At 40.9% G+C, this 18,978-nt stretch carries 18 protein-coding genes; all 18 read left to right on the top strand.

Annotation, left to right across the window (positions count from 1 at the left end; genetic code table 11):
• Window positions 1-120: 120 nt before the first annotated feature.
• The 18 genes from HXT20_RS06285 (at window position 121) to nucS (ending at window position 18,927) form a co-directional block, all read left to right on the top strand.
• The gene (locus HXT20_RS06285) at window positions 121-1,479 is read left to right on the top strand and encodes a ClC family H(+)/Cl(-) exchange transporter (RefSeq protein WP_102720861.1); all 1,359 of its coding nucleotides are present in this window, start codon (window positions 121-123) and stop codon (window positions 1,477-1,479) included.
• Between the two features lie 130 nt (window positions 1,480-1,609).
• Window positions 1,610-2,791 (top strand): hypothetical protein, encoded by a 1,182-nt coding sequence (locus tag HXT20_RS06280; RefSeq protein WP_102720860.1) that lies wholly within the window; start codon window positions 1,610-1,612, stop codon window positions 2,789-2,791.
• The gene (locus HXT20_RS06275) at window positions 2,772-3,830 is read left to right on the top strand and encodes a CpaF family protein (protein WP_180964976.1); all 1,059 of its coding nucleotides are present in this window, start codon (window positions 2,772-2,774) and stop codon (window positions 3,828-3,830) included. Before HXT20_RS06280 ends, HXT20_RS06275 begins: the two co-directional genes overlap by 20 nt.
• A gap of 30 nt (window positions 3,831-3,860) precedes the next feature.
• Window positions 3,861-4,499: a type II secretion system F family protein gene (locus tag HXT20_RS06270; protein WP_180964975.1), complete on the top strand. Its 639-nt coding sequence runs from the start codon at window positions 3,861-3,863 to the stop codon at window positions 4,497-4,499.
• A gap of 30 nt (window positions 4,500-4,529) precedes the next feature.
• Window positions 4,530-5,147 (top strand): type II secretion system F family protein, encoded by a 618-nt coding sequence (locus tag HXT20_RS06265; RefSeq protein ID WP_102720857.1) that lies wholly within the window; start codon window positions 4,530-4,532, stop codon window positions 5,145-5,147.
• A gap of 99 nt (window positions 5,148-5,246) precedes the next feature.
• A complete protein-coding gene (locus HXT20_RS06260) occupies window positions 5,247-5,522 on the top strand; it encodes a DUF4244 domain-containing protein (RefSeq protein ID WP_422114332.1) in 276 nt (91 codons plus the stop codon).
• Between the two features lie 159 nt (window positions 5,523-5,681).
• Window positions 5,682-6,086, top strand: a complete 405-nt coding sequence (locus HXT20_RS06255) for a TadE/TadG family type IV pilus assembly protein (protein ID WP_004120449.1) — start codon at window positions 5,682-5,684, stop codon at window positions 6,084-6,086.
• The gene (locus tag HXT20_RS06250; protein ID WP_102720856.1) at window positions 6,083-6,493 is read left to right on the top strand and encodes an Rv3654c family TadE-like protein; all 411 of its coding nucleotides are present in this window, start codon (window positions 6,083-6,085) and stop codon (window positions 6,491-6,493) included. Before HXT20_RS06255 ends, HXT20_RS06250 begins: the two co-directional genes overlap by 4 nt.
• 152 nt (window positions 6,494-6,645) lie before the next feature.
• Window positions 6,646-8,961: a DNA polymerase III subunit gamma/tau gene (gene dnaX, locus HXT20_RS06245; RefSeq protein WP_422114331.1), complete on the top strand. Its 2,316-nt coding sequence runs from the start codon at window positions 6,646-6,648 to the stop codon at window positions 8,959-8,961.
• Between the two features lie 6 nt (window positions 8,962-8,967).
• The gene (gene recR / locus HXT20_RS06240) at window positions 8,968-9,576 is read left to right on the top strand and encodes a recombination mediator RecR (protein ID WP_004573657.1); all 609 of its coding nucleotides are present in this window, start codon (window positions 8,968-8,970) and stop codon (window positions 9,574-9,576) included.
• 202 nt (window positions 9,577-9,778) lie between these two features.
• Window positions 9,779-10,543, top strand: a complete 765-nt coding sequence (locus HXT20_RS06235) for an aspartate kinase (RefSeq protein WP_004116323.1) — start codon at window positions 9,779-9,781, stop codon at window positions 10,541-10,543.
• Between the two features lie 70 nt (window positions 10,544-10,613).
• The gene (locus tag HXT20_RS06230; protein WP_004114175.1) at window positions 10,614-11,195 is read left to right on the top strand and encodes an ACT domain-containing protein; all 582 of its coding nucleotides are present in this window, start codon (window positions 10,614-10,616) and stop codon (window positions 11,193-11,195) included.
• A gap of 33 nt (window positions 11,196-11,228) precedes the next feature.
• Window positions 11,229-12,296, top strand: a complete 1,068-nt coding sequence (locus tag HXT20_RS06225) for an aspartate-semialdehyde dehydrogenase (RefSeq protein WP_422114330.1) — start codon at window positions 11,229-11,231, stop codon at window positions 12,294-12,296.
• A 51-nt stretch (window positions 12,297-12,347) separates the two neighbouring features.
• Complete coding sequence (locus HXT20_RS06220) at window positions 12,348-12,968, top strand: DUF5701 family protein (RefSeq protein WP_004114180.1); 621 nt, start codon at window positions 12,348-12,350, stop codon at window positions 12,966-12,968.
• Between the two features lie 79 nt (window positions 12,969-13,047).
• Window positions 13,048-13,749 (top strand): ABC transporter ATP-binding protein, encoded by a 702-nt coding sequence (locus tag HXT20_RS06215; protein ID WP_004114181.1) that lies wholly within the window; start codon window positions 13,048-13,050, stop codon window positions 13,747-13,749.
• A gap of 21 nt (window positions 13,750-13,770) precedes the next feature.
• Window positions 13,771-16,545: an FtsX-like permease family protein gene (locus HXT20_RS06210; RefSeq protein WP_422114329.1), complete on the top strand. Its 2,775-nt coding sequence runs from the start codon at window positions 13,771-13,773 to the stop codon at window positions 16,543-16,545.
• A 78-nt stretch (window positions 16,546-16,623) separates the two neighbouring features.
• The gene (locus tag HXT20_RS06205) at window positions 16,624-18,096 is read left to right on the top strand and encodes an amino acid permease (protein WP_004114185.1); all 1,473 of its coding nucleotides are present in this window, start codon (window positions 16,624-16,626) and stop codon (window positions 18,094-18,096) included.
• A gap of 42 nt (window positions 18,097-18,138) precedes the next feature.
• The gene (nucS, locus tag HXT20_RS06200; protein ID WP_004114187.1) at window positions 18,139-18,927 is read left to right on the top strand and encodes an endonuclease NucS; all 789 of its coding nucleotides are present in this window, start codon (window positions 18,139-18,141) and stop codon (window positions 18,925-18,927) included.
• Window positions 18,928-18,978: the final 51 nt, after the last annotated feature.

The following is an 18,978-nucleotide window of genomic DNA, read 5'->3' as shown; positions in this document are numbered from 1 at the left end:
ATTAATTGACGTATTTTATTTATTAATTAACGTATTTTATTAATTAACGTTTATTGTGTTATTAAAATGTTAGAATGCTTTGTGTATTTGTTTGCGATTTGATTTAAGAATAGGTTTATTGTGGCTTTGAAGAACGTAAGCGGTTTTATACGCGATTTTTTGCGCGACTTTTCTGATCGCGTTCTTAAAACGCTTAAGCATCTTAGATGGAAGATGGTTCTTGCTGGCGTAGTTGTTGGTCTTGTTTCTGGCGCGCTTGTAGCAACTTACAGACTTGGAATTGAGTATGGAACTGATTTTGCGCTATGGATGTATGCGCAAATATTGCAAAACATGCTTTGGATTGTGCCTTGCGTGGTTCTTGCAATTGCTGCTGGTCTTTTTATTGGCTGGATGAGTCGCAAAGAAAGCATGGCGTCTGGAAGCGGCATTCCACAAGTTGTTGGATACGTTCAGCGCGGGCTAAAAATGTGTTGGAACACTATTTTGCCCGTTCGATTTGTAGGCGGATTGTTGGGGTCGCTATTTGGCTTGTCTCTTGGGCGCGAAGGTCCTTCGATTCAAATCGGAGCTTGCGGCGCACAAATGATGTCTCGCATCTTTAGAAAAGGCAATAAAAACGATACTCAAGAGCATTATGTTGTAACTGCTGGAGCTGCAGCTGGATTATCCGCAGCATTTAGCGCTCCACTTTCTGGACTTATGTTTGCTATGGAAGAAGTTCAACACGGATTGTCTTCTACGGTTCTTATGGGAGCTGCTGCTGCATCTATTTGCGCTGATTTTGTGTCTCAAACATGCTTTGGGCTTCGACCTGTTTTAGACTTTGGAAGAATTCCAGACTTGTCAATGGCGCTTCATTTTTGGTTGATTCCACTTGGCATTTTTGCAGGACTTATTGGCTCTCTAATGAACAGATCCTTACTTGGATTGCAAACATTGTATAAGTATTTGCCAAAATGGGCTCCTGTATCTGTAGCATGTTTAATCGCAATCCCTGTTGGCTTGTATTTGCCGGATGTTCTAGGTGGAGGCTCGAATCTTGTTAAGCTTTCCGAATATGGAAAAGTAAGCATAGCGCTTCTGTGCATTCTGTTTGTTGCAAAAATGCTATTTACTTCTACAAGCTTTGGATGCGGCGCGCCTGGCGGAATTTTTATGCCAATTCTTGCTGTTGGAGCGCTTGCAGGCGGCGTTGCTTCTCGCGCAATAATAAGCGTTCCATTTCTTGGCATTGACGCAAAGCTAATGCCTATTTTTACAGTGTGCGTTATGGCTGGCACGCTTTCGGCTTCTGTAAAGGCTCCGCTTACTTCGATTTTGCTAACTGTAGAAATGTCGGGAACAATGATTCACACTCTACCAGTTGCTGCATCTGCCTTTATTGCGCTTCTTGTATCCGATATTTTGCGCACAAAGCCAATCTATGGCGAACTTCTTGAAAGATATATGGCTTCCAATCCAAAACTCGTACGTTAGTGCAGCAAAAACAGCCAACAAAAACAGCAATGTGGATAACTTTTTGGCGGAATTGCAACGTTTATTGATCCTTTAACCACATTGTTTAAATAGTATTGCCTAATGGTTTAGTATGCGATTCAATAGCCACATGGACAATATGACTATTGATAATTACGATGCTCCTTCTTGCGTTCCGCGCATTATAGAAACGTACCCGCCTCAGGCGAGTGCGATAAAAAGTATGCGCAAAAGTACATCTGATAGTGACAAGCTGGAAGATTCGACTGTTATCGTATCTTTGAATCATGCGAATCATGTGGATCATTTAGATTACACAAATCATGTAGATTACGCGACTGGTGTATCTTCTACTTCAGTTCGTAGTGATTTTGATGCATTCGATAATCATAGTGTTCAAGAAAATATTGGTAGCTTGAACTATTCGCTAAAGCCTTTTCCAAAAAATGTTGTAATCGGTTCATCGGCAAATGATGGAGTTGGTTTAAGCACTACTCTTGCTCTTCTGGCAAGTCATATATCTAGTAAAAAATATGTTGTTGCACTAATCGACGCAGATATTTCTAACGGCGGATTAGATGTTTTGTTGGGATTAGAGCAAGACGAGGGTAGAAGATTGCAAGAGGTTCAAGCTCCTTTAGGACGATTAGACGGATATGTACTGCGTTGTGAACTTCTGCACTGGAATAACGTTGATATTTTAGCTTACGCTCCTTGGAAAAGTGAAGAGCCTAAGCCATGGGTTATTGAAGCTGCTATTAGAGGTCTTTCCAACGCTTGTGATGTAGTAATTGTTGATATTGGATCTGGATTTTCAGCAAGAAGACTTTTAAAGAATCTTCCAACTTTGGCGCAAGTTCCAACCATATTTGCTGCAGAGCTTAGTGTTCTTGGTCTTGCCAGATTGCGCGCATATTGGCGAAGTCTAGAATCTGACCATAAAGATTATTCTAGAAAACTAACTTCTATTGTTGCAGGATTAAATCCGCGTGGTCTTTCTAAAAGGTTTTGCCCTGTAAATGTTAATGAAGCTTGTGATTATTTGCTTTGCGATGTAGAAGGTCCAATTGGTCACGATCCTAAAATGTACGAAGATATAATATCTGGTTACGGTATAAGAGATATTCCAAAATCCGCCAAAATTCCAATAGAAAAAATAACAACATGGTTGCTTGGAGATTCCTCTAATTCGTCTTTAAAGATATCTGGAAAACAATCTGAGCAGCAATATAAACAATCAAATCCACAATCATATGAATCTGGAAGATTCTCAAAAATATCAAGGGGTAAGCATGGTTTTAGAAGATATTGATTTTGGTATTCTGCAAGAACTTGCAGATAACCCTCAAACAACAGATATTGTTGTTACTGACACAGGTCACGTTTGGGTAGATAAAGGTTTTGGTTTGCAAGAGTACAATCCAAGAATTCCATTTGATGATCCTATGATTTTGCGAGAATATGCAGTTTGGCTTTGTGCACAATTGGGCAAAAGATTAGATGATTCATGCCCAATCGCAGATGCTTCTAGCTCAGTAGGAGTGCGAGTTCACGCTCTTATTGCTCCAATAGTTTTAAGTGGCGCTGCTATTTCGATTCGTTTTCCTGCTTTAAAACGCTATTGTTTAACAGAGTTAAGCAGTAGAGGAATGTTTCCGATTGAATTATCTAGAATACTTTATCTGTTGGTAACTCAACGTGCGAATATTTTGATTACGGGAAGCACTGGCTCTGGTAAAACAACGTTAATGAAGTCTCTTTTAGCTTCTTGTGATGAAAAAGACAGAATAGTGACTGTTGAAGAAACAAGAGAATTAGGTTCATTATCTAAGGATCATGTGTCTTTAGCGACAAGAGAAGCAAACGTTGAAGGAGTAGGCAGCGTTGGCTTGTCGGATCTTGTAAAGGCAACTTTGAGGATGAGACCAGACAGAATTATTTTAGGTGAGTGCAGAGGTCAAGAAATAGCTGATTTATTGCGCGTTTTTACATGTGGTCATAAAGGTGGAATGACAACTTTGCATGCTGATAAAGTCCAAAAGGTGCCAGCCAGATTAATGTCTTTAGGACTTCTTGCAGGATTGGAACCTTCTGCACTATGTGCTCTTGCCGCTGATGCTTTTGATGTTGTTATACATGTAGAAAGAGTAAATGGTATGCGAGTTGTAAAAGAACTTGGAATATTGCGTTCTACGGATTCCGGCGCGTTAGAAGGTGTGCCAATTTTAAGATTAAAAAATTGCGTTAATTCTAAGGATAGTAATTTTTCTGCTCAGATAGAGGCAACGTCTGCTTGGAAAAATTTTGCTGTTAAATGGCATTTACCGTTGAATACAGGGTTGTTTCTGTAATTGATACCGACAGTAAAGGATTTTTTGAAAATGGGTATTGAAGAATCACTAGCTGCTCTTATTGCTTCTTTGCGTTCTGGTGCTTCTTTTGAATCGATTATAAGAGGAGACAGCAATAATGAGAATCGCAATGGACTTATTGAAGAGACCGATAATGACAATAACAATTACAACAGCAATAACAGCAAAAGCTATTTCCAAGTTATAAACGTTGAATCGGTGTTTAAATGGATTGATTCTCGCTGTTCTAATAGGATTAAAAATCTTAGCGCTCGCCAAAGAAGTAAAGTTAGAAAAGACATGCGCAAGGTTGCACAATCGCTTATGTCTGTATACGAATTGAGCAGTTCTATAGGATGCTCTATGACTGATTGCGTTCAAGCTGTTTCTGACTCTTATCATGCCAATAAGAGGGTTAATGATTTAAGCTCAGAAGTTTTTGCGATGCCTAAAGCAACTATTAGATTGCTAACTGCTCTACCATTTTTGGCTCTTCTTACTGGACAATTGTTGGGTGTAAATCCAATATTGATGATTTTTACAAGTTCTAGAGGATACGCACTCTTAGGTATTGGCTTATTGTTTTATGTAATCGGTCTTTTATGGGTTACATGGATCATGAAGTCATCTAAAAAAGCAATGCTGAGTGCTGTTTCTAATGTCGATTAATGAGTTAATGGTTATTAAGGATCGTGGAAAATGTTTAAGGCAATTATCGTCTGGATTATTTTAGTAGCTTATATAGTTACGTTATGCAAATTTTTTACTAGACAGATGATTCTTAATCCGTGCTATGAGCGCGCTTGTAAACCTGCGATTTCTATGAGAGACAATTACGATTTTAGGTGTAACAAAGTTGAAGATATAGATCCAATTTTGGGTTTGCAAATGATGATAGTTGCTTTAAAAAGTGGAGTCGCAATTACTAGAGCGCTTGACGCTGTTGGGTCATCTATTCCTGGAGGAAAAGGGATTTGGCTAAGGAATGTTTCTAAAGCACTACTTTCTGGAGATACTTGGATAGAAGCTTGGAGTGCTCCTTATGTGTGCTTCGATAAAAAAGACAAAAATCCATCTGCATCTTTTGTTTTAAGTATGTGGCTTAGACAGTCACTTAGAGAATCATGGAGTTGTGGAAGCTCTCCTGTTCCTGTACTCATAGCAATTTTACAAAATTATGAGCAATCTATGCGAAACGTGGCAAGAAAAGAAAGCTCTAGGCTTTCTGTTCGCCTGCTTTTGCCGGTTGGGTTATGTTTTCTGCCAGCGTTTATTTTCGTCGGAATTTTGCCGACAGTATCTGCATTTATGTGTTGATCACAATCTAAAAAATAAAAAATTTGTATCCCAATATTGGGTACATAAATAAAAGAAAAATAATAAAAACAACAAAAAGAAAGGTAACGGTGAGTGATTATGAGATCAATTACTGTTGCATTGTCAACATGGTATTGCATGTGTTCAATGCGGATGAATGAAGGACTAATTAAAGCTGAACAAGCATGTAATAGCATGCAGAATCGTTTGAGCAAAGATTTAAAGCAGTGTGATGATGGGGCTGTTACGGCAGAATATGCTGTTGTTCTTATAGCTGCCACAGCTTTTGCTACAGCGCTTATTGCTATTGCCAAATCAGATGCTGTTCGTACGGCTATCGGTGATCTTGTTACAAAAGCTCTACATGTTAGCTAGTTTTAAGTAAATAGTCATTTATAAAACTGTTAAGCATTGCGTGAAACTTAAAACATACTTTGAAAAACATTAGATGAAACACTTATAAAGTTTTTTTGACCGTGATGTTTATGTGATTTTTTGTGGGATTTTAACTAATGCGAAAAGAAACGAGACAAAATGGAGAATTATGTATTTTTGAACATTTTAGATAAGAGAACGACTAAGAATAATTGTAATAAGATAAATAATTCAAAAGATTCTGGGGCTGTTACCGCAGAATTTGCGATTATTCTTCCTGCAGTTGTGGTACTTGCTTTAACGTTATTTTTTGTTGGTAAATCAGTAGTAAATACAATGAATTGCCATGATGCAGCAGGTCAAGTAGCGTACTATGTTGCTTCGCATCACAATTCTAAAGATGCGCAAAATATAGTATCTAAAGTATCTGGAGTTAATAGTTCTGTAAAAGTCAAATATGTTGGGAATACGGCAGATATTGTTGTAAGCTGCCCAGTTGTGCCAGACCCTTTAAAAGTATTGCCATTGTCTGTAGAAGCTCGCATTAGCCAGGTTTTAATATGAGTCAAAAAATATGTAAGCGATTAAGCATTTTAAATACGCAATATTACAGTTTTAAACATTTGCGTAGAGCAGATTGTGGTTCTGGAACTATGCTCGGCATGGGATTGGTAATAGTAATCTGCTCTATGCTTGTTGTTTGTGCGACTCTAGGGTCAATTTTGGTGCAAAAACACCGAGCCTACGCTCTTGCAAACGCATCGGCTATATCAGGTGCAGTTGCTATGAGAAATATGCAAGATGATGCATGTCAAGTTGCAGAGCGCACAGCAAAGGCAAATAATGGGAAAATAGAATCTTGTGTTGAAAAAGATGATGACGTATTAATCAGTCTAAGTATGCCTTTACGAATTCCTATGGTTAATAAGATAAATGTAACAGCTAGAGCTGGTTTAATAGATTGTGACTAATAAGTGTGGAAAACATCATGGATTCGTGCGATTGGTCATAATGTAGCATGTTAATAGGCAATTAGCATGTTAATGTCTAAATGTTTAGAATAGAACAGAAACTTTGCTCAAGTAGAGTTGAGCTAATATTCAGGCGACGGTAGGTTATAGTTATGGCACTTGCATTGTATCGAAGGTATCGTCCAGACACGTTTGAAGGAGTGATAGGACAGAATCAAGTTACCGTTCCTCTTATGAGAGCGCTAGATCAAGGCAAAATAACGCACGCCTACCTATTTTCGGGTCCACGCGGTTGTGGAAAAACAAGCTCTGCGCGTATTCTTGCTCGTTGTATTAACTGCAAAGAAGGTCCTACTTCTAAACCATGCGGAAAATGCCAAAGCTGTAAAGATCTTGCAACAGGCGGATCAGGTTCAATAGACGTTGTAGAAATAGATGCTGCAAGCCACAATGGTGTTGACGATGCTAGAGAATTACGCGAACGTGCAGGTTTCGCTCCAGCGCGCGATCGATATAAGATTTTTATTCTTGATGAAGCGCACATGGTAACTCCGCAAGGATTCAATGCTTTGCTGAAGATTGTGGAAGAGCCGCCTGAGCATGTTATGTTTATTTTTGCCACTACTGAACCAGATAAGGTGATTGGAACTATACGTTCTAGAACCCACCATTATCCGTTTAGACTTGTTCCTCCAGAAGTAATGGGACCGTATTTGGAAGACATTTGCAAGAAGGAAGGTATTCAAGCGCAAAAGGGCGTTTTGCGGCTTGCTATGCGCGCTGGCGGCGGATCCATGCGAGACACATTATCTGTTTTAGATCAGCTTATGATTGGCTCAGATGATGGTGTTATCTCGTTAGATTCAGCAGTTGCTTTGCTTGGTTTTACGCCTTCTAATCTTATTGCAGATGTTATTGATGCCCTTATTGAAAAAGACGGTGCAAAATTATATGAAGTTGTACAAAAAGTGGTAGTCGGAGGATTTGACACTCGTAAGTTTGTGGAAGATCTTCTCGGACGATTGCGTGATTTGTTGCTTTTGGTTTCTGCTGGTCCAAATTGTGCTAAAAACTTGTTAGGCGATTTATCGCCAGAAGACATGCAAGATTTGCAACGACAATCAAGTCAGCTAACTTTGAGAAGCTTGTCCAAAATGGCAGAAATCGTCAATAATGCTTTTGCGGGAATGGCAAATGCGGTTTCTCCTAGAATGAATCTTGAGATTCTTATGGCTAGACTTCTTGCTGATATGCAATCTAGTACTACTGCGCAGGAACCATTTTCTAAAGCCACTAATCAATCTCTTGCAAAGTCCTCCTCGCATCCTGCATCTTCTGCAAGGCATTTTATTGGTTCAAATTCTGCTGTAAATTCAGTTAATCCTGTTAATCCAGTAAATCCAGTAAAAATTGCTGAAAATCCTTCGGTAATTCTTGATGATAAATCTGAAATCAACAATAACACGCAAGCGAATTGGTCAACTGCAACCGTTGAAAAACAGACAACACAAGAGCTTGACGTGGACGAAACTTGGGATAATCTGGTTAAAAATCTGCCAGACGATGTTCGTGAATACGTAGAGAGAGATCGCGTTCCAAAAGTTAGATTAGACGATGGAAATGCATCAAAAAGAAGGCTTGTATTAACTTTTGACCAGCCTATAAGCCAACATGCTTTTGCGCTCGCGATTTGCACAACAGAACCTTACGATGGTAAAAAAGTGCCAGTTGTGGTTATGAACAAAGTAAAAGACGCATTTGGAAAAAACGTTGCAATAGCGCCAGATTTAGTAGCTGCAAACGGCGAAAAAGTGGAGTCTGTTGCAAGAATGACTCCGCAACGACTGGCACAAGTTAAGCGAGACTTGCTTATGCGAAAAGCTGGAATCGTAAAAGGATTCGGAAAAATAATCGAGAAAAGTTCTGATTCAAATTCAAATAATTCGAATTCCAGTAGCGATGATGCTGGCTCTAGTGACGATTCAAGTGCTGGTGCGGAGGCTAGCGATTTATCTGGTTCTGCAATTTCAGAAAGTGCTTTAGATTTAGATATTGAGAAAGATGACGCATGGGCAGGTATGGGATCTGCTCCAATGGGAGATGCGATTGCTGCATTGCAGAATGCAGATTTTAATGCTGAAGTAGTAAACGATTCAGAAAATGCAGATAACGCTGCATCTAACGCGCAGCAATGGGGGCAAAAGTCGAAGATAAGCCAGCAAAATCTTCAGCGCGCAAATTCAGAATCACAGGTAGATAATGAGTCAAAAGTACGAATCTCTGATGGGGTAAACGGCGCTCAAGAAGACGAATGCTCCATGCAGGACGAATCGTTAGAGTCTGCAACCAATTTGAGCATAGATGATTTAGAGAAGATGTTTGAGGTGAAATCTGTAAAAGAATTCGCTGCAAGTGATCCAAAAAATCCTAAAAATTCAGGATTGCATAAGCGAAAGCAAGAGGAGTAAGTAAAAGTGCATAACGTGTCATCGTATGACGGTGCAATAGGCAGAGTTATTGATGCGTTCTCTAAGCTTCCAGGAATAGGACCAAAAGGCGCGCAGCGAATTGCATTCTATATACTTTCATCATCTGATGTACAAACGCAGGATTTAATTGACGCAATCAGTGACTTGTGCGAGAATGTGCGATTTTGTGAAATTTGCGGAAATGTTTGCGAGCAAAGCCCTTGTGTTATTTGCCAAGATCCGCGAAGAGATCACACAAAAATATGCGTTGTAGAAGAGCCCAAAGACATTATGAGCATTGAGAGAACTCACGAATACGCTGGCGTTTACCACGTTTTGGGCGGTGCCATTAATCCAATGGCAAACATTGGACCTGCAGACTTAAAAATAACGCAACTACTTGAGCGCTTAAAAGACGCGCAAGTAAAAGAAGTCATTTTAGCGCTTGACCCAAATATTGAAGGAGAAGCTACAGTAACTTATTTAGCACGTTTGCTTGAGCCGCTTGACATAAGTATTACGCGACTTGCAAGCGGATTGCCAGTTGGTGGAGACTTAGAGTATGCAGACGAGATAACTCTTGGTCGCGCATTTGCAGGAAGACAAGAAGTATAGAAGATTTGTGAATTCATAAGCAAACGCGTTTGATAAGTCGCAAGAAACCGCTTGTTGTATATACGCCACTCATAATATCTCTAAAACTAAAAATAGATAGAGCACAGTTGGTAGTCTAATTTTAGATTAGTCTTATTTGGATTAATTCTTATTGCATTAGCGTGCTTTAGATAATAGTGACGGCTGAACATAAGGGGTTACAGTGGCTCTTATAGTGCAGAAATACGGTGGATCGTCCGTAGAAGATACGGACGCAATTCAGCGTGTAGCCAAAAGGATTCTTGATACAAAAGCTGCTGGTAACGATGTTGCTGTTGTCGTTTCCGCTATGGGAGATACCACAGACGACTTGATTGACCAAGCAATGAGTGTAAATGCGCATCCTCCTGCTAGAGAGATGGATATGCTTATGACTGCAGGAGAGCGTATTTCCATGAGTCTTCTAGCAATGGCTATTCATGCTCAAGGCTCGCACGCATACTCTTTTACTGGTTCTCAAGCTGGATTTATGACAGACGCGCAATTTGGAGCAGCTCATATTCGCGCTGTTAAGCCAGATCGTGTTCAGCATGCGCTTAAAAAAGGCAGTGTTGCTATTGTTGCAGGATTCCAAGGAATCAGCGAGATTGGTGACGACACAACGCTTGGTAGAGGCGGATCAGACACTTCGGCAGTGGCGCTTGCTGTTGCTCTTGGAGCAGATGTTTGCGAGATTTACACAGATGTTGATGGCGTATTTACGGCAGATCCTCGAATTGTTCCAACCGCAAAGCGAATTCCTGTTATCGATTATGATTCAATGCTTGAGATGTCATCTTGCGGATCTCGAGTGTTAGCTTTGAGATGCGTTGAATACGCACAAAGATTCAGTATGCCTCTTCATGTTCGCAGCTCGTTTTCGCACAGAAACGGAACATTAATTGTGCCGAGTGGAGTAAATCCAAAGAGTTTGCCGAATTTAAGCTAATTATTTATTAAAGAAGACACAAGCATAACAACAGACAGAACGCATAGGCAATAGACATAAGGCGGCAAAAATGGCAAATAAAATAACAAATGTAGACATTCGCTCAACAATGGGCGATTTATTCCCAGACTTAGGCCCAGAGACCCCTGTGATTTCTGGCGTTGCACACGATAGAAGCGAATCTATGATTACTCTTCGAGGCGTTCCCGATAAGCCTGGAAACGCTGCAAAAGTGTTTACAACTCTTGCTGCTGCAGACGTTAACATAGACATGATTGCTCAGGCAAGCGCATCCACCGAAACGGCTGACATATCGCTTACGGCTCCAAGCTCGTCCCTAGACGCCGTTTGCAAGGTTTTGCAGGGCGCGCGCGGCGAATTGCAATTTACGTCTATGGACGTGGACCCTTCTGTTGGCAAAGTCGCAGTTGTTGGCGTTGGAATGAAAACCTATTCTGGTCTCGCAGCAACCTTCTTTACAGCGCTAAGCGATCACGGTATTAATATTCTGATGATTTCTACATCAGAAATTCGTATTGCAGCGATTGTTCCAGTAAAACAGCTTGACGAAGCGGTTCGTGCGCTTCACACAGCCTACGGATTAGACGCAAGCAAAGTCGAAGCCGTTGTTTATGGAGGAAGCGGGCGCTGATCGCGCAAAAACACGCAAAATAAGGGAGACAAAATGGCAATCATAAGCAATACAGGCGTAAACCTTGCGGTTTTAGGTGCGACGGGTCAGGTTGGAATGGTTATGCGTCGCGTATTATATGAGCGCGATTTTCCAATTAAAAACTTGCGATTTTTGGCTTCCGCGCACTCCGCTGGAACTGTTTTGAACTATCGAGGTAAAGATGTTGTTGTAGAAGATGTAGAAAAAGCAGATTTAAGTGGAATTGACATTGCGATTTTCTCCGCAGGCGGCGGAACATCCAAAGTGTGGGCACCGCGATTTGCAGATGCGGGTGCAATAGTAATAGATAATTCTTCTCAATGGCGTATGCATAACGATGTTCCGCTGGTAGTTGCAGAAGTAAACCCAGAAGATTTAAATGATATTCCGCGTGGAATAGTGGCAAATCCTAATTGCACAACAATGGCGTGCATGCCTGTTTTAAAACCGCTTTCTGACGCTTTTTGTCTAAGGCGACTTATTGTATCTTCTTATCAGGCAGTTTCTGGAGCTGGCAGAGCTGGAGCATTGCAGCTTATGAACGAAGCGCAAGCTGCCTTAGATCAGGGCGCGGATAAGCTTGTGTTTGATGGAGATGCTATTGATTTTCCGCAGCCAACCAAAGTTGCGCGCACAATCGCATTCAACGTTGTGCCATTCATTGGCGCGATTGTTGAGGACGGATCGCAAGAAACCGACGAAGAGCAAAAGCTTCGCAACGAAAGTCGTAAGATTCTCCATCTGCCAAAGCTCGCAGCAAGCTGCACATGCGTGCGCGTGGGCGTTTTTACAGGTCACGGAATGAGCATTAATGCCGAATTTGAGTGCGATGTAACTCCAGATATGGCTCGCGAAGTGCTAAAATCGGCCGCTGGCGTTGCGCTAGATGATATTCCTACTCCTCAGCTTGCTGCAGGAAAATCCGCGAGCTATGTTGGGCGTATTCGCCAAGATCAAGCGGTTGATGGAAAGCGTGGATTGGCAATGTTTATTACAAATGACAATCTTCGTAAGGGTGCTGCTCTTAATGCTGTGCAATTGGCGGAAATCGTAGCTAAAAAACGACACTTTGTGGATTGATTAGACCTGCGCGAATTCGCTATTATAAAAAATTTTACGTAAAATGTAATTATGTCTATAGCTTCGCAAGAAATACAAAAGCAGCTTGATCGTATTGTTGCTCTTGGCTACCCAGATGTTGCAGATATGAGTGCTGCATCGTTTCGTGCTTTAGCTTTGCCGCTTATTCGCGCTCTTGATCAAAGCGATTTGGGTACTAATATTCTTCTTGTGCCTACTCGTGAGCTAGTTTCGCCAGAATCCTTAATTTCTAGGACGAGTATTGATCGTATGGCTGGTTTTACAACAATGCCGCCTAGAGATATAGCTAGTTTCCTGCCACAAGATGGTTTTGAGCCTCCAGAAGGTCCGTTTTACTTGGCATTAGACCCTCATACAGGTACATCGTATTTGAATCGTGAGCCAGATGTTGCCAGAAAACTTATAGATTCAGACGAGCGTCTTCCTTTGACTTTAGAAGAAGGATTGGCGGTTGTTACTCAGCATCCAGACTGGCTTGAAATAAAAAATGGTTTTAATCTTCTTGGGTCTAAAAGTTCCGATGGAAGAGTGCCGAGTATTTGGATGAGTCAAGGTGCTCCTCGTCTTGGAGCTGTATGGCCAAATTCAAGGCATACTTGGCTTGGCAACGCATATTGTACAGCACGTCGTGGTGTATCTCTATTCCAATGAAGAGTATTAAATATTAATCTAATAAATTAAGAAGTTGATAGAAAAAGCGTCATTAGGTAGTAAGTAAGCAAGGTGTATTGTGGCATACATAACTTTTGATCATGTTGTAAAAGAGTATCCATCTGGATCAAGTGTTGTGCGCGCTCTAGATGATGCTAGTTTTACAGCCGAGCGCGGTAAGCTCACCGTAATACTAGGGGCTTCGGGCGCAGGTAAAACTACAGCATTGAATATTTTAGGCGGTATGGATACGGCAACAAGCGGTAGCGTAACTGTTGGTGATTTAAATATTACAAAGCTAAATGGTCGTGGGCTTGTAAAGTATCGAAGAGAAGATATTGGTTTTGTTTTTCAATTCTATAATCTTGTTCCAAACTTGACGGCGTTAGAAAACGTGGAGCTTGCTTCACAAATTTGCTCAGATCATTTTGATCCAGCTCAAACACTTATTGACGTAGGGTTGGAAAAAAGACTTAATAATTTCCCAGCACAACTTTCTGGAGGCGAACAGCAGCGAGTTTCTATTGCGCGCGCACTTGCTAAAAAGCCTAAGTTGCTTTTATGCGATGAGCCTACGGGTGCGCTAGATTATGAAACCGGAAAAGCTGTTTTGCAATTATTGCAAGATATTTGCCAAAAAGAAGGAATGACGGTTCTTATTATTACTCATAATGCTGCTATTGCTCCTATGGCTCATAAAGTTGTGAGATTCCATTCTGGAAAAGTCGTGAGCGAAACAGTACAAGAAAATCCTACGGCAATTGCAGATATTGAATGGTGATTTGTAGAGTGGTGGTTTGTAGTGAGTAGCGAAACTGTAAAATCTAAGAAAATCAAGCGTAAATATGCGATTCGTAATAAGCGCTCACGCTCTATTTTTCCAATGGTTTTTATTAGTGCTATTAGAATGTGGTTCCACGAATGGCGTCGTTTTTGCATACTAGCAGTTATAGCAATGCTTGGCGTTGCAGTTATGACTGGCATTTATGCAGGATGCAACGACATGCTTCTTGGAGCAAATGATACTTACTCTAAGCTCAAAGCTTACGACCTACAAATTATTTCTACGCTTGGTTTGACTGACAAAGATGTTAAAGCAATCAAAAAATTGCCATTTGTTAGTGAAGCAGAGGCGGGAAAGTCGTTTAAAGCTACTGCTCATCCTTCGAATAATGCCAATTTGTCTTATGCAATGAACGTTGTGCAATATAATCACAATGTTAAAAAACTGAATCGTCTGCATTTGATGCGTGGCGATATGCCAACAAACAATCGTCAAGCTGTGGTAACTGAACGATTTTTGCACGATAGCGGATTGCGAATTGGTAGCACACTGTTTTTGAGTATGCAACAAGTCACTAATCAGCCTAATTCGTCTAATCAACCGATTCAAAATCAAAAATATAAGCTTCTAATTACAGGAAGTGTGTTAGACGTAAACGATTTGGATAATCCAAACGGGTATCAATCAAAAGCTTTCCGCAATTCCGTAATATCACGCTACCCTATTTTTACCTCTGCGATTACTGAAAGCACAAATAATCTTCCATACACAGCTATATATGTGCGCCTAAATGAGGCTCGACGCGTTAACGATTTTTCGCAAAAGTATCGCGCAATTGTGGCAAATGCTTCAAACCAAATTAAAGACAGTGTGCAGAGTGATTGCCAAGAGGCGCGCACAAATCAGGTTGTAAAAGACCAGACTGATCAACAAGTAGATCAAACTATAGCCAATATGCCAATGCTTAAAAACGCTCCCGACTCGGTTTTAGCTAAGGCTCGCGCACAAATTTACGCAAAAATTAAGACAGAAGTGCAAAAGCATGTTCCTCAAGCAAGATGGCATATTTTTGCTCGCATATCAAACGGGAGCTATACTCGCTTGCGTTCTGATGTTGCCTCGATTCAATCTCTTGGATACGCTTTCCCAGTGCTTTTTCTTGTAGTGGCAATGATGATGAGCCTAACAGCCATGGCAAGAATGGTAGAAGAAGAACGAGGACTAATTGGAACGTACTTAAGCTTAGGTTATGGACGTTGCGCAGCAATAACAAGGCACGCTTTCTTTGCGATTTTTGCCTGTCTAGTAGGCGGCGGAATTGGCGATATTCTAGGATTCTTAGCAATTCCATCTTTACTACTTAAGATTTTGCGCGGATTGTACACAGTTCCAGGAGTTGTTTTACGATACGATTGGCTTTATGGTTCGATTTGTGTACTCGCGTTTGTAATACCAGTTGCAATATGCACAATAATCGTAAGCTGGAGGGAGACAAGGCAAGTACCATCGGCATTATTGCGTCCAAAATCTCCAAAAGCTGGTGCTCGCGTGCTTCTTGAACATTTACCTTTTATCTGGAATCGTCTAAGTTTCCTCAACAAAGTATCTATAAGGAATCTGGCTCGTTTTAAAGGCAGACTATTTATGACGATTGGCGGTGTAGCTGGTTGCACGGCATTAATCGTGTGTGCTTTAGCATTAAACGATACTGTAGCCACTCTTGGAATCCGCCAATATGACGGCATTTACCGCTACGATATGATTTCTATTTCCACTCCAGATGCATTTCAAAATATGAAGAAAAGTGTGCAAAAAGATAAATCCAGCAATCTTGTTGATACCATTTTGCCTGCCTACATTAGCTCTGGAGAAATCGCAAAAAGCGATGCAGATAATGGTAAATCTAATAGCAATTCCAATAACAATTCGCATAATAAAATCGTTGGAGATTCTGAAAGCGTACAAATCGTAGTTGTTAAAGATGCCGCAGCTTTGTCTAATATGGTTCGTCTACAAGATGTTAACAATAATTTGCAAAATATTTCACTTAATGATGATGGTCCGCTTCTTTCACAGAGTGCAGCATCGTCGTTGGGAATTGCGAGCGGAAACTATATTACAATAACAAACTCCAGTTTTAAGCGCGCAAAAGTGAAGTTGCGTGCAGTCGTGCGTAATCTTATTGGTTCAAATATTTATATGACTTCTCGCTGCTATGAAAGAATATTCGGTTTTAAAAATGGAAAAAATGTTAAGAATAATGCGCTAATTATGCGTCTTCGTGGAGACGATGATGCAAGAATGCGTTACGCAGACCATGTGGCAGATAGGGATGGCGTGTTAGCTGTTATGAACATTACGCGCATGAAACATTCGTTTAGCTTTGATTTAATGAATGCTGTGGTTGCGCTTATAGTAACTCTTGCAGCAGGTTTGGCGTTAGCTGTGCTGTTTACATTGTCAAGCACTAATATTTCGGAACGTGCGCGAGAGATGGCAACTTTAAAGGTTCTTGGCTTTTATCGTAGAGAAGTTCATGCTTACGTGCATAAGGAGATGCTTACTCTTACTGTAATTGGTATTCTTGTTGGTTTGCCTCTTGGAAGATTGGTTGCAGGCTTGTTAACAAATGCTTTGCGCATGCCTTCTCTGTATTTTGAGGTTGAAGTGTCTCCATTAAGCTATGTTATTGCTGGCTTTGCAACGCTGATTTTTGCTTTAATTGTTCAATGGTCAACTAATCCCGCGTTAGACCGCATTGACCCTGTTAGTTCGCTTAAAAGTGTTGAATAAAGTTGAATAATGAAATTCAAATATTTACGGGTTCTTATAAAATTGAAAGCTCACGCCTAAAAGAATGGAGTTATAGCAATGAGTGATATTGACCAAACTAACAATGGTCACACTAACAAGATGGAGCGCAGCCTTACAAAAAGACACGTGCAATTCATTGCTATAGGCGGAACAATCGGCACGGGACTATTCTTAGGTTCTGGCAAATCCATTAGTCTTACGGGTCCAAGCATTATGCTTGTGTACATAATTGTTGGTTTAATCATGTTTTTGCTTATGCGCGGCATTGGCGAACTTATGTACAAGGATCCAAACCAGCATACATTTATTAGTTTTATTACTAAATACTTGGGCAAAGGCTGGGGCGATTTTGCAGGATGGTCGTATTGGATAGTGCTTGTGCTTATTGGCATGAGTGAGATTACGGCTGTAAGTACGTATTGTGTTACATTTTTCCAAACTTTTGGCATAGACGTTAGCAGCTGGAAATGGCTTATAGAAATAGCGTTTTTGGCTGCTTTAGTGTGCATAAATCTGGTTGCTGTTAAGCTATTTGGCGAAACAGAGTTTTGGTTCTCAATGATTAAAATCACGTTGATTGTGGCTCTTATTGCAACTGCTGCAGTTATGGTTATTATTGGCTACCATTACCCTGCAACACAGATTAGCGGCGTTGCAAATCCTGCAGGCCACGCAGGCTTTGACAATATTTTCAACAACTTCTCGCTTATGCCAAATGGATGGTTGGCATTTTTGATGAGTTTCCAAATGGTGTTCTACGCATACCAGCTTATTGAGTTTGTAGGCGTTACGGTTTCGGAAACTAAGAATCCTCGCCAAGTTTTGCCAAAGGCAATCAACGAGATTATTATGCGAATCTTGATTTTCTACGTTGGAGCGCTTGCTTCAATCATGCTAATTGTTCCTTGGCAACAATTTAAAGCTACCGATTCTAAAGGCGTTTATATGTCTCCGTTTATAATGGTTTTCCAATATGCGGGGCTTCATTGGGCTTCGGCGCTTGTGTTCTTTGTGGTAATAACAGCCGCATCTTCTGCGCTTAATTCGCTGCTTTATTCTGCAGGAAGGCATATGTATCAAATTGCGCTAGAATCTAATTCTCCTGTTCTTTCACATTTGCGCAAAGTTTCGCGCACTAAAGTTCCTGCACGAGCAATCATTTTTTCTGCTGCGCTAATCCTGTTCTCTCCGATTATTAACTCAATTCCTGGAGTGCATGGCGCGTTTATTGTGTTTGCTTCTGCGTCTTCGGCAGTAATAATCATGATTTACATTTTGATTATGGTTACGCACAGAAAGTACCGCGCTTCTGCTGATTTTATGCCAGATGGTTTTGTTATGCCGCATTATAAGCTGCTTAATTCTCTTACTATTGCATTCTTTGTGTTTGTGTACATAACGCTGTTTATTAGCGAAGACACTCGCGGATCGGCAATTGGCGGCATTATTTGGCTCTTGCTTTTTGGAGGCTATTGCGCGTTGCATCAGCGCTGGCAGAATCGCGATTTAGCGGCGGCTTTGGGCAGATAGTTTTTGTGCAAGTAGTTACGCGATTTATGCTACGCTTTTTGTGTGCGAATTATTGTTGCGGATTGTAGTGCAGAATATACGGGTAGGCTTAATGCAAGTCTTCCAGTGGCTAAGCGCGTGTTGCTTATTAAGGCTGATGGTAGTGTACTGATTTTTTCAGAGTTAGGGTCCTATAAGCCACTTAATTGGATGGTTGCTCCTTGTACTATGCGCGTTATTGATGGAAATGTTTCTAAAGATAACGATTGTTCTTGTGAAGACGACGATTCGAGTTCTGTTTCTTCAGATGGTGCTGTCGGCGCTTGTAGCACGGAGGCTTTCGACTTTTCGCGCGTTTTTGGCGATGGAACTGTTTTAAAAATTGCTGCAAAAAAGGGCAATGACCTGCTTCGCATTGTTCTGCAACACGTTTATAGCGATTCTTCGTATGATTTAGGCACAGACCCAGGTCTTGTTAAAGATGGTGTAGAAGACCATTTGCAGCGCTACTTAGCTGAGCAAATTGAGCGTATTGGCGATGGTGCTACATTGGTTCGCCGAGAATATCCTACTGCTATTGGCCCCGTGGATATTATGGCGCAGGATTCAAACGGTGTTCATGTTGCTATTGAGATTAAGCGACACGGTGGTATTGATGGTGTTGAGCAGCTTACTCGTTACTGTGAGTTGTTGAATCGAGACCCGTTGCTTAAACCAGTTCGAGGTATTTTTGCTGCGCAGACTATTAGCCCGCAAGCGCGAGTTTTGGCTGAGGATCGTGGCTTTACTTGCTTAATCCTCGATTACGATGAAATGCGCGGTGTTGAGTCTAACGATCTTCGCCTGTTTTAGCTTAGCGATTTTTTGCTTTATCTGTAATTTATTACGAAATTTACGTAAATT

The organism is Gardnerella sp. DNF00109, from assembly GCF_049262845.1.
Taxonomy (GTDB): Bacteria; Actinomycetota; Actinomycetes; order Actinomycetales; family Bifidobacteriaceae; genus Bifidobacterium; species Bifidobacterium vaginale.
This window is presented reverse-complemented; position numbering and strand designations above follow the sequence as displayed.

Bases quoted from the DNA above. Each gene is read 5' to 3' on its own strand.
- HXT20_RS06220 (WP_004114180.1), top strand. From the start codon at position 12,348: ATGTCTATAGCTTCGCAAGAAATACAAAAGCAGCTTGATCGTATTGTT.
- HXT20_RS06260 (WP_422114332.1), top strand. From the start codon at position 5,247: ATGAGATCAATTACTGTTGCATTGTCAACATGGTATTGCATGTGTTCA.
- HXT20_RS06265 (WP_102720857.1), top strand. From the start codon at position 4,530: ATGTTTAAGGCAATTATCGTCTGGATTATTTTAGTAGCTTATATAGTT.
- HXT20_RS06225 (WP_422114330.1), top strand. From the start codon at position 11,229: ATGGCAATCATAAGCAATACAGGCGTAAACCTTGCGGTTTTAGGTGCG.
- HXT20_RS06255 (WP_004120449.1), top strand. From the start codon at position 5,682: ATGGAGAATTATGTATTTTTGAACATTTTAGATAAGAGAACGACTAAG.
- HXT20_RS06275 (WP_180964976.1), top strand. From the start codon at position 2,772: ATGGTTTTAGAAGATATTGATTTTGGTATTCTGCAAGAACTTGCAGAT.
- dnaX (WP_422114331.1), top strand. From the start codon at position 6,646: ATGGCACTTGCATTGTATCGAAGGTATCGTCCAGACACGTTTGAAGGA.
- HXT20_RS06250 (WP_102720856.1), top strand. From the start codon at position 6,083: ATGAGTCAAAAAATATGTAAGCGATTAAGCATTTTAAATACGCAATAT.
- HXT20_RS06280 (WP_102720860.1), top strand. From the start codon at position 1,610: ATGGACAATATGACTATTGATAATTACGATGCTCCTTCTTGCGTTCCG.
- HXT20_RS06205 (WP_004114185.1), top strand. From the start codon at position 16,624: ATGAGTGATATTGACCAAACTAACAATGGTCACACTAACAAGATGGAG.
- HXT20_RS06270 (WP_180964975.1), top strand. From the start codon at position 3,861: ATGGGTATTGAAGAATCACTAGCTGCTCTTATTGCTTCTTTGCGTTCT.
- HXT20_RS06230 (WP_004114175.1), top strand. From the start codon at position 10,614: ATGGCAAATAAAATAACAAATGTAGACATTCGCTCAACAATGGGCGAT.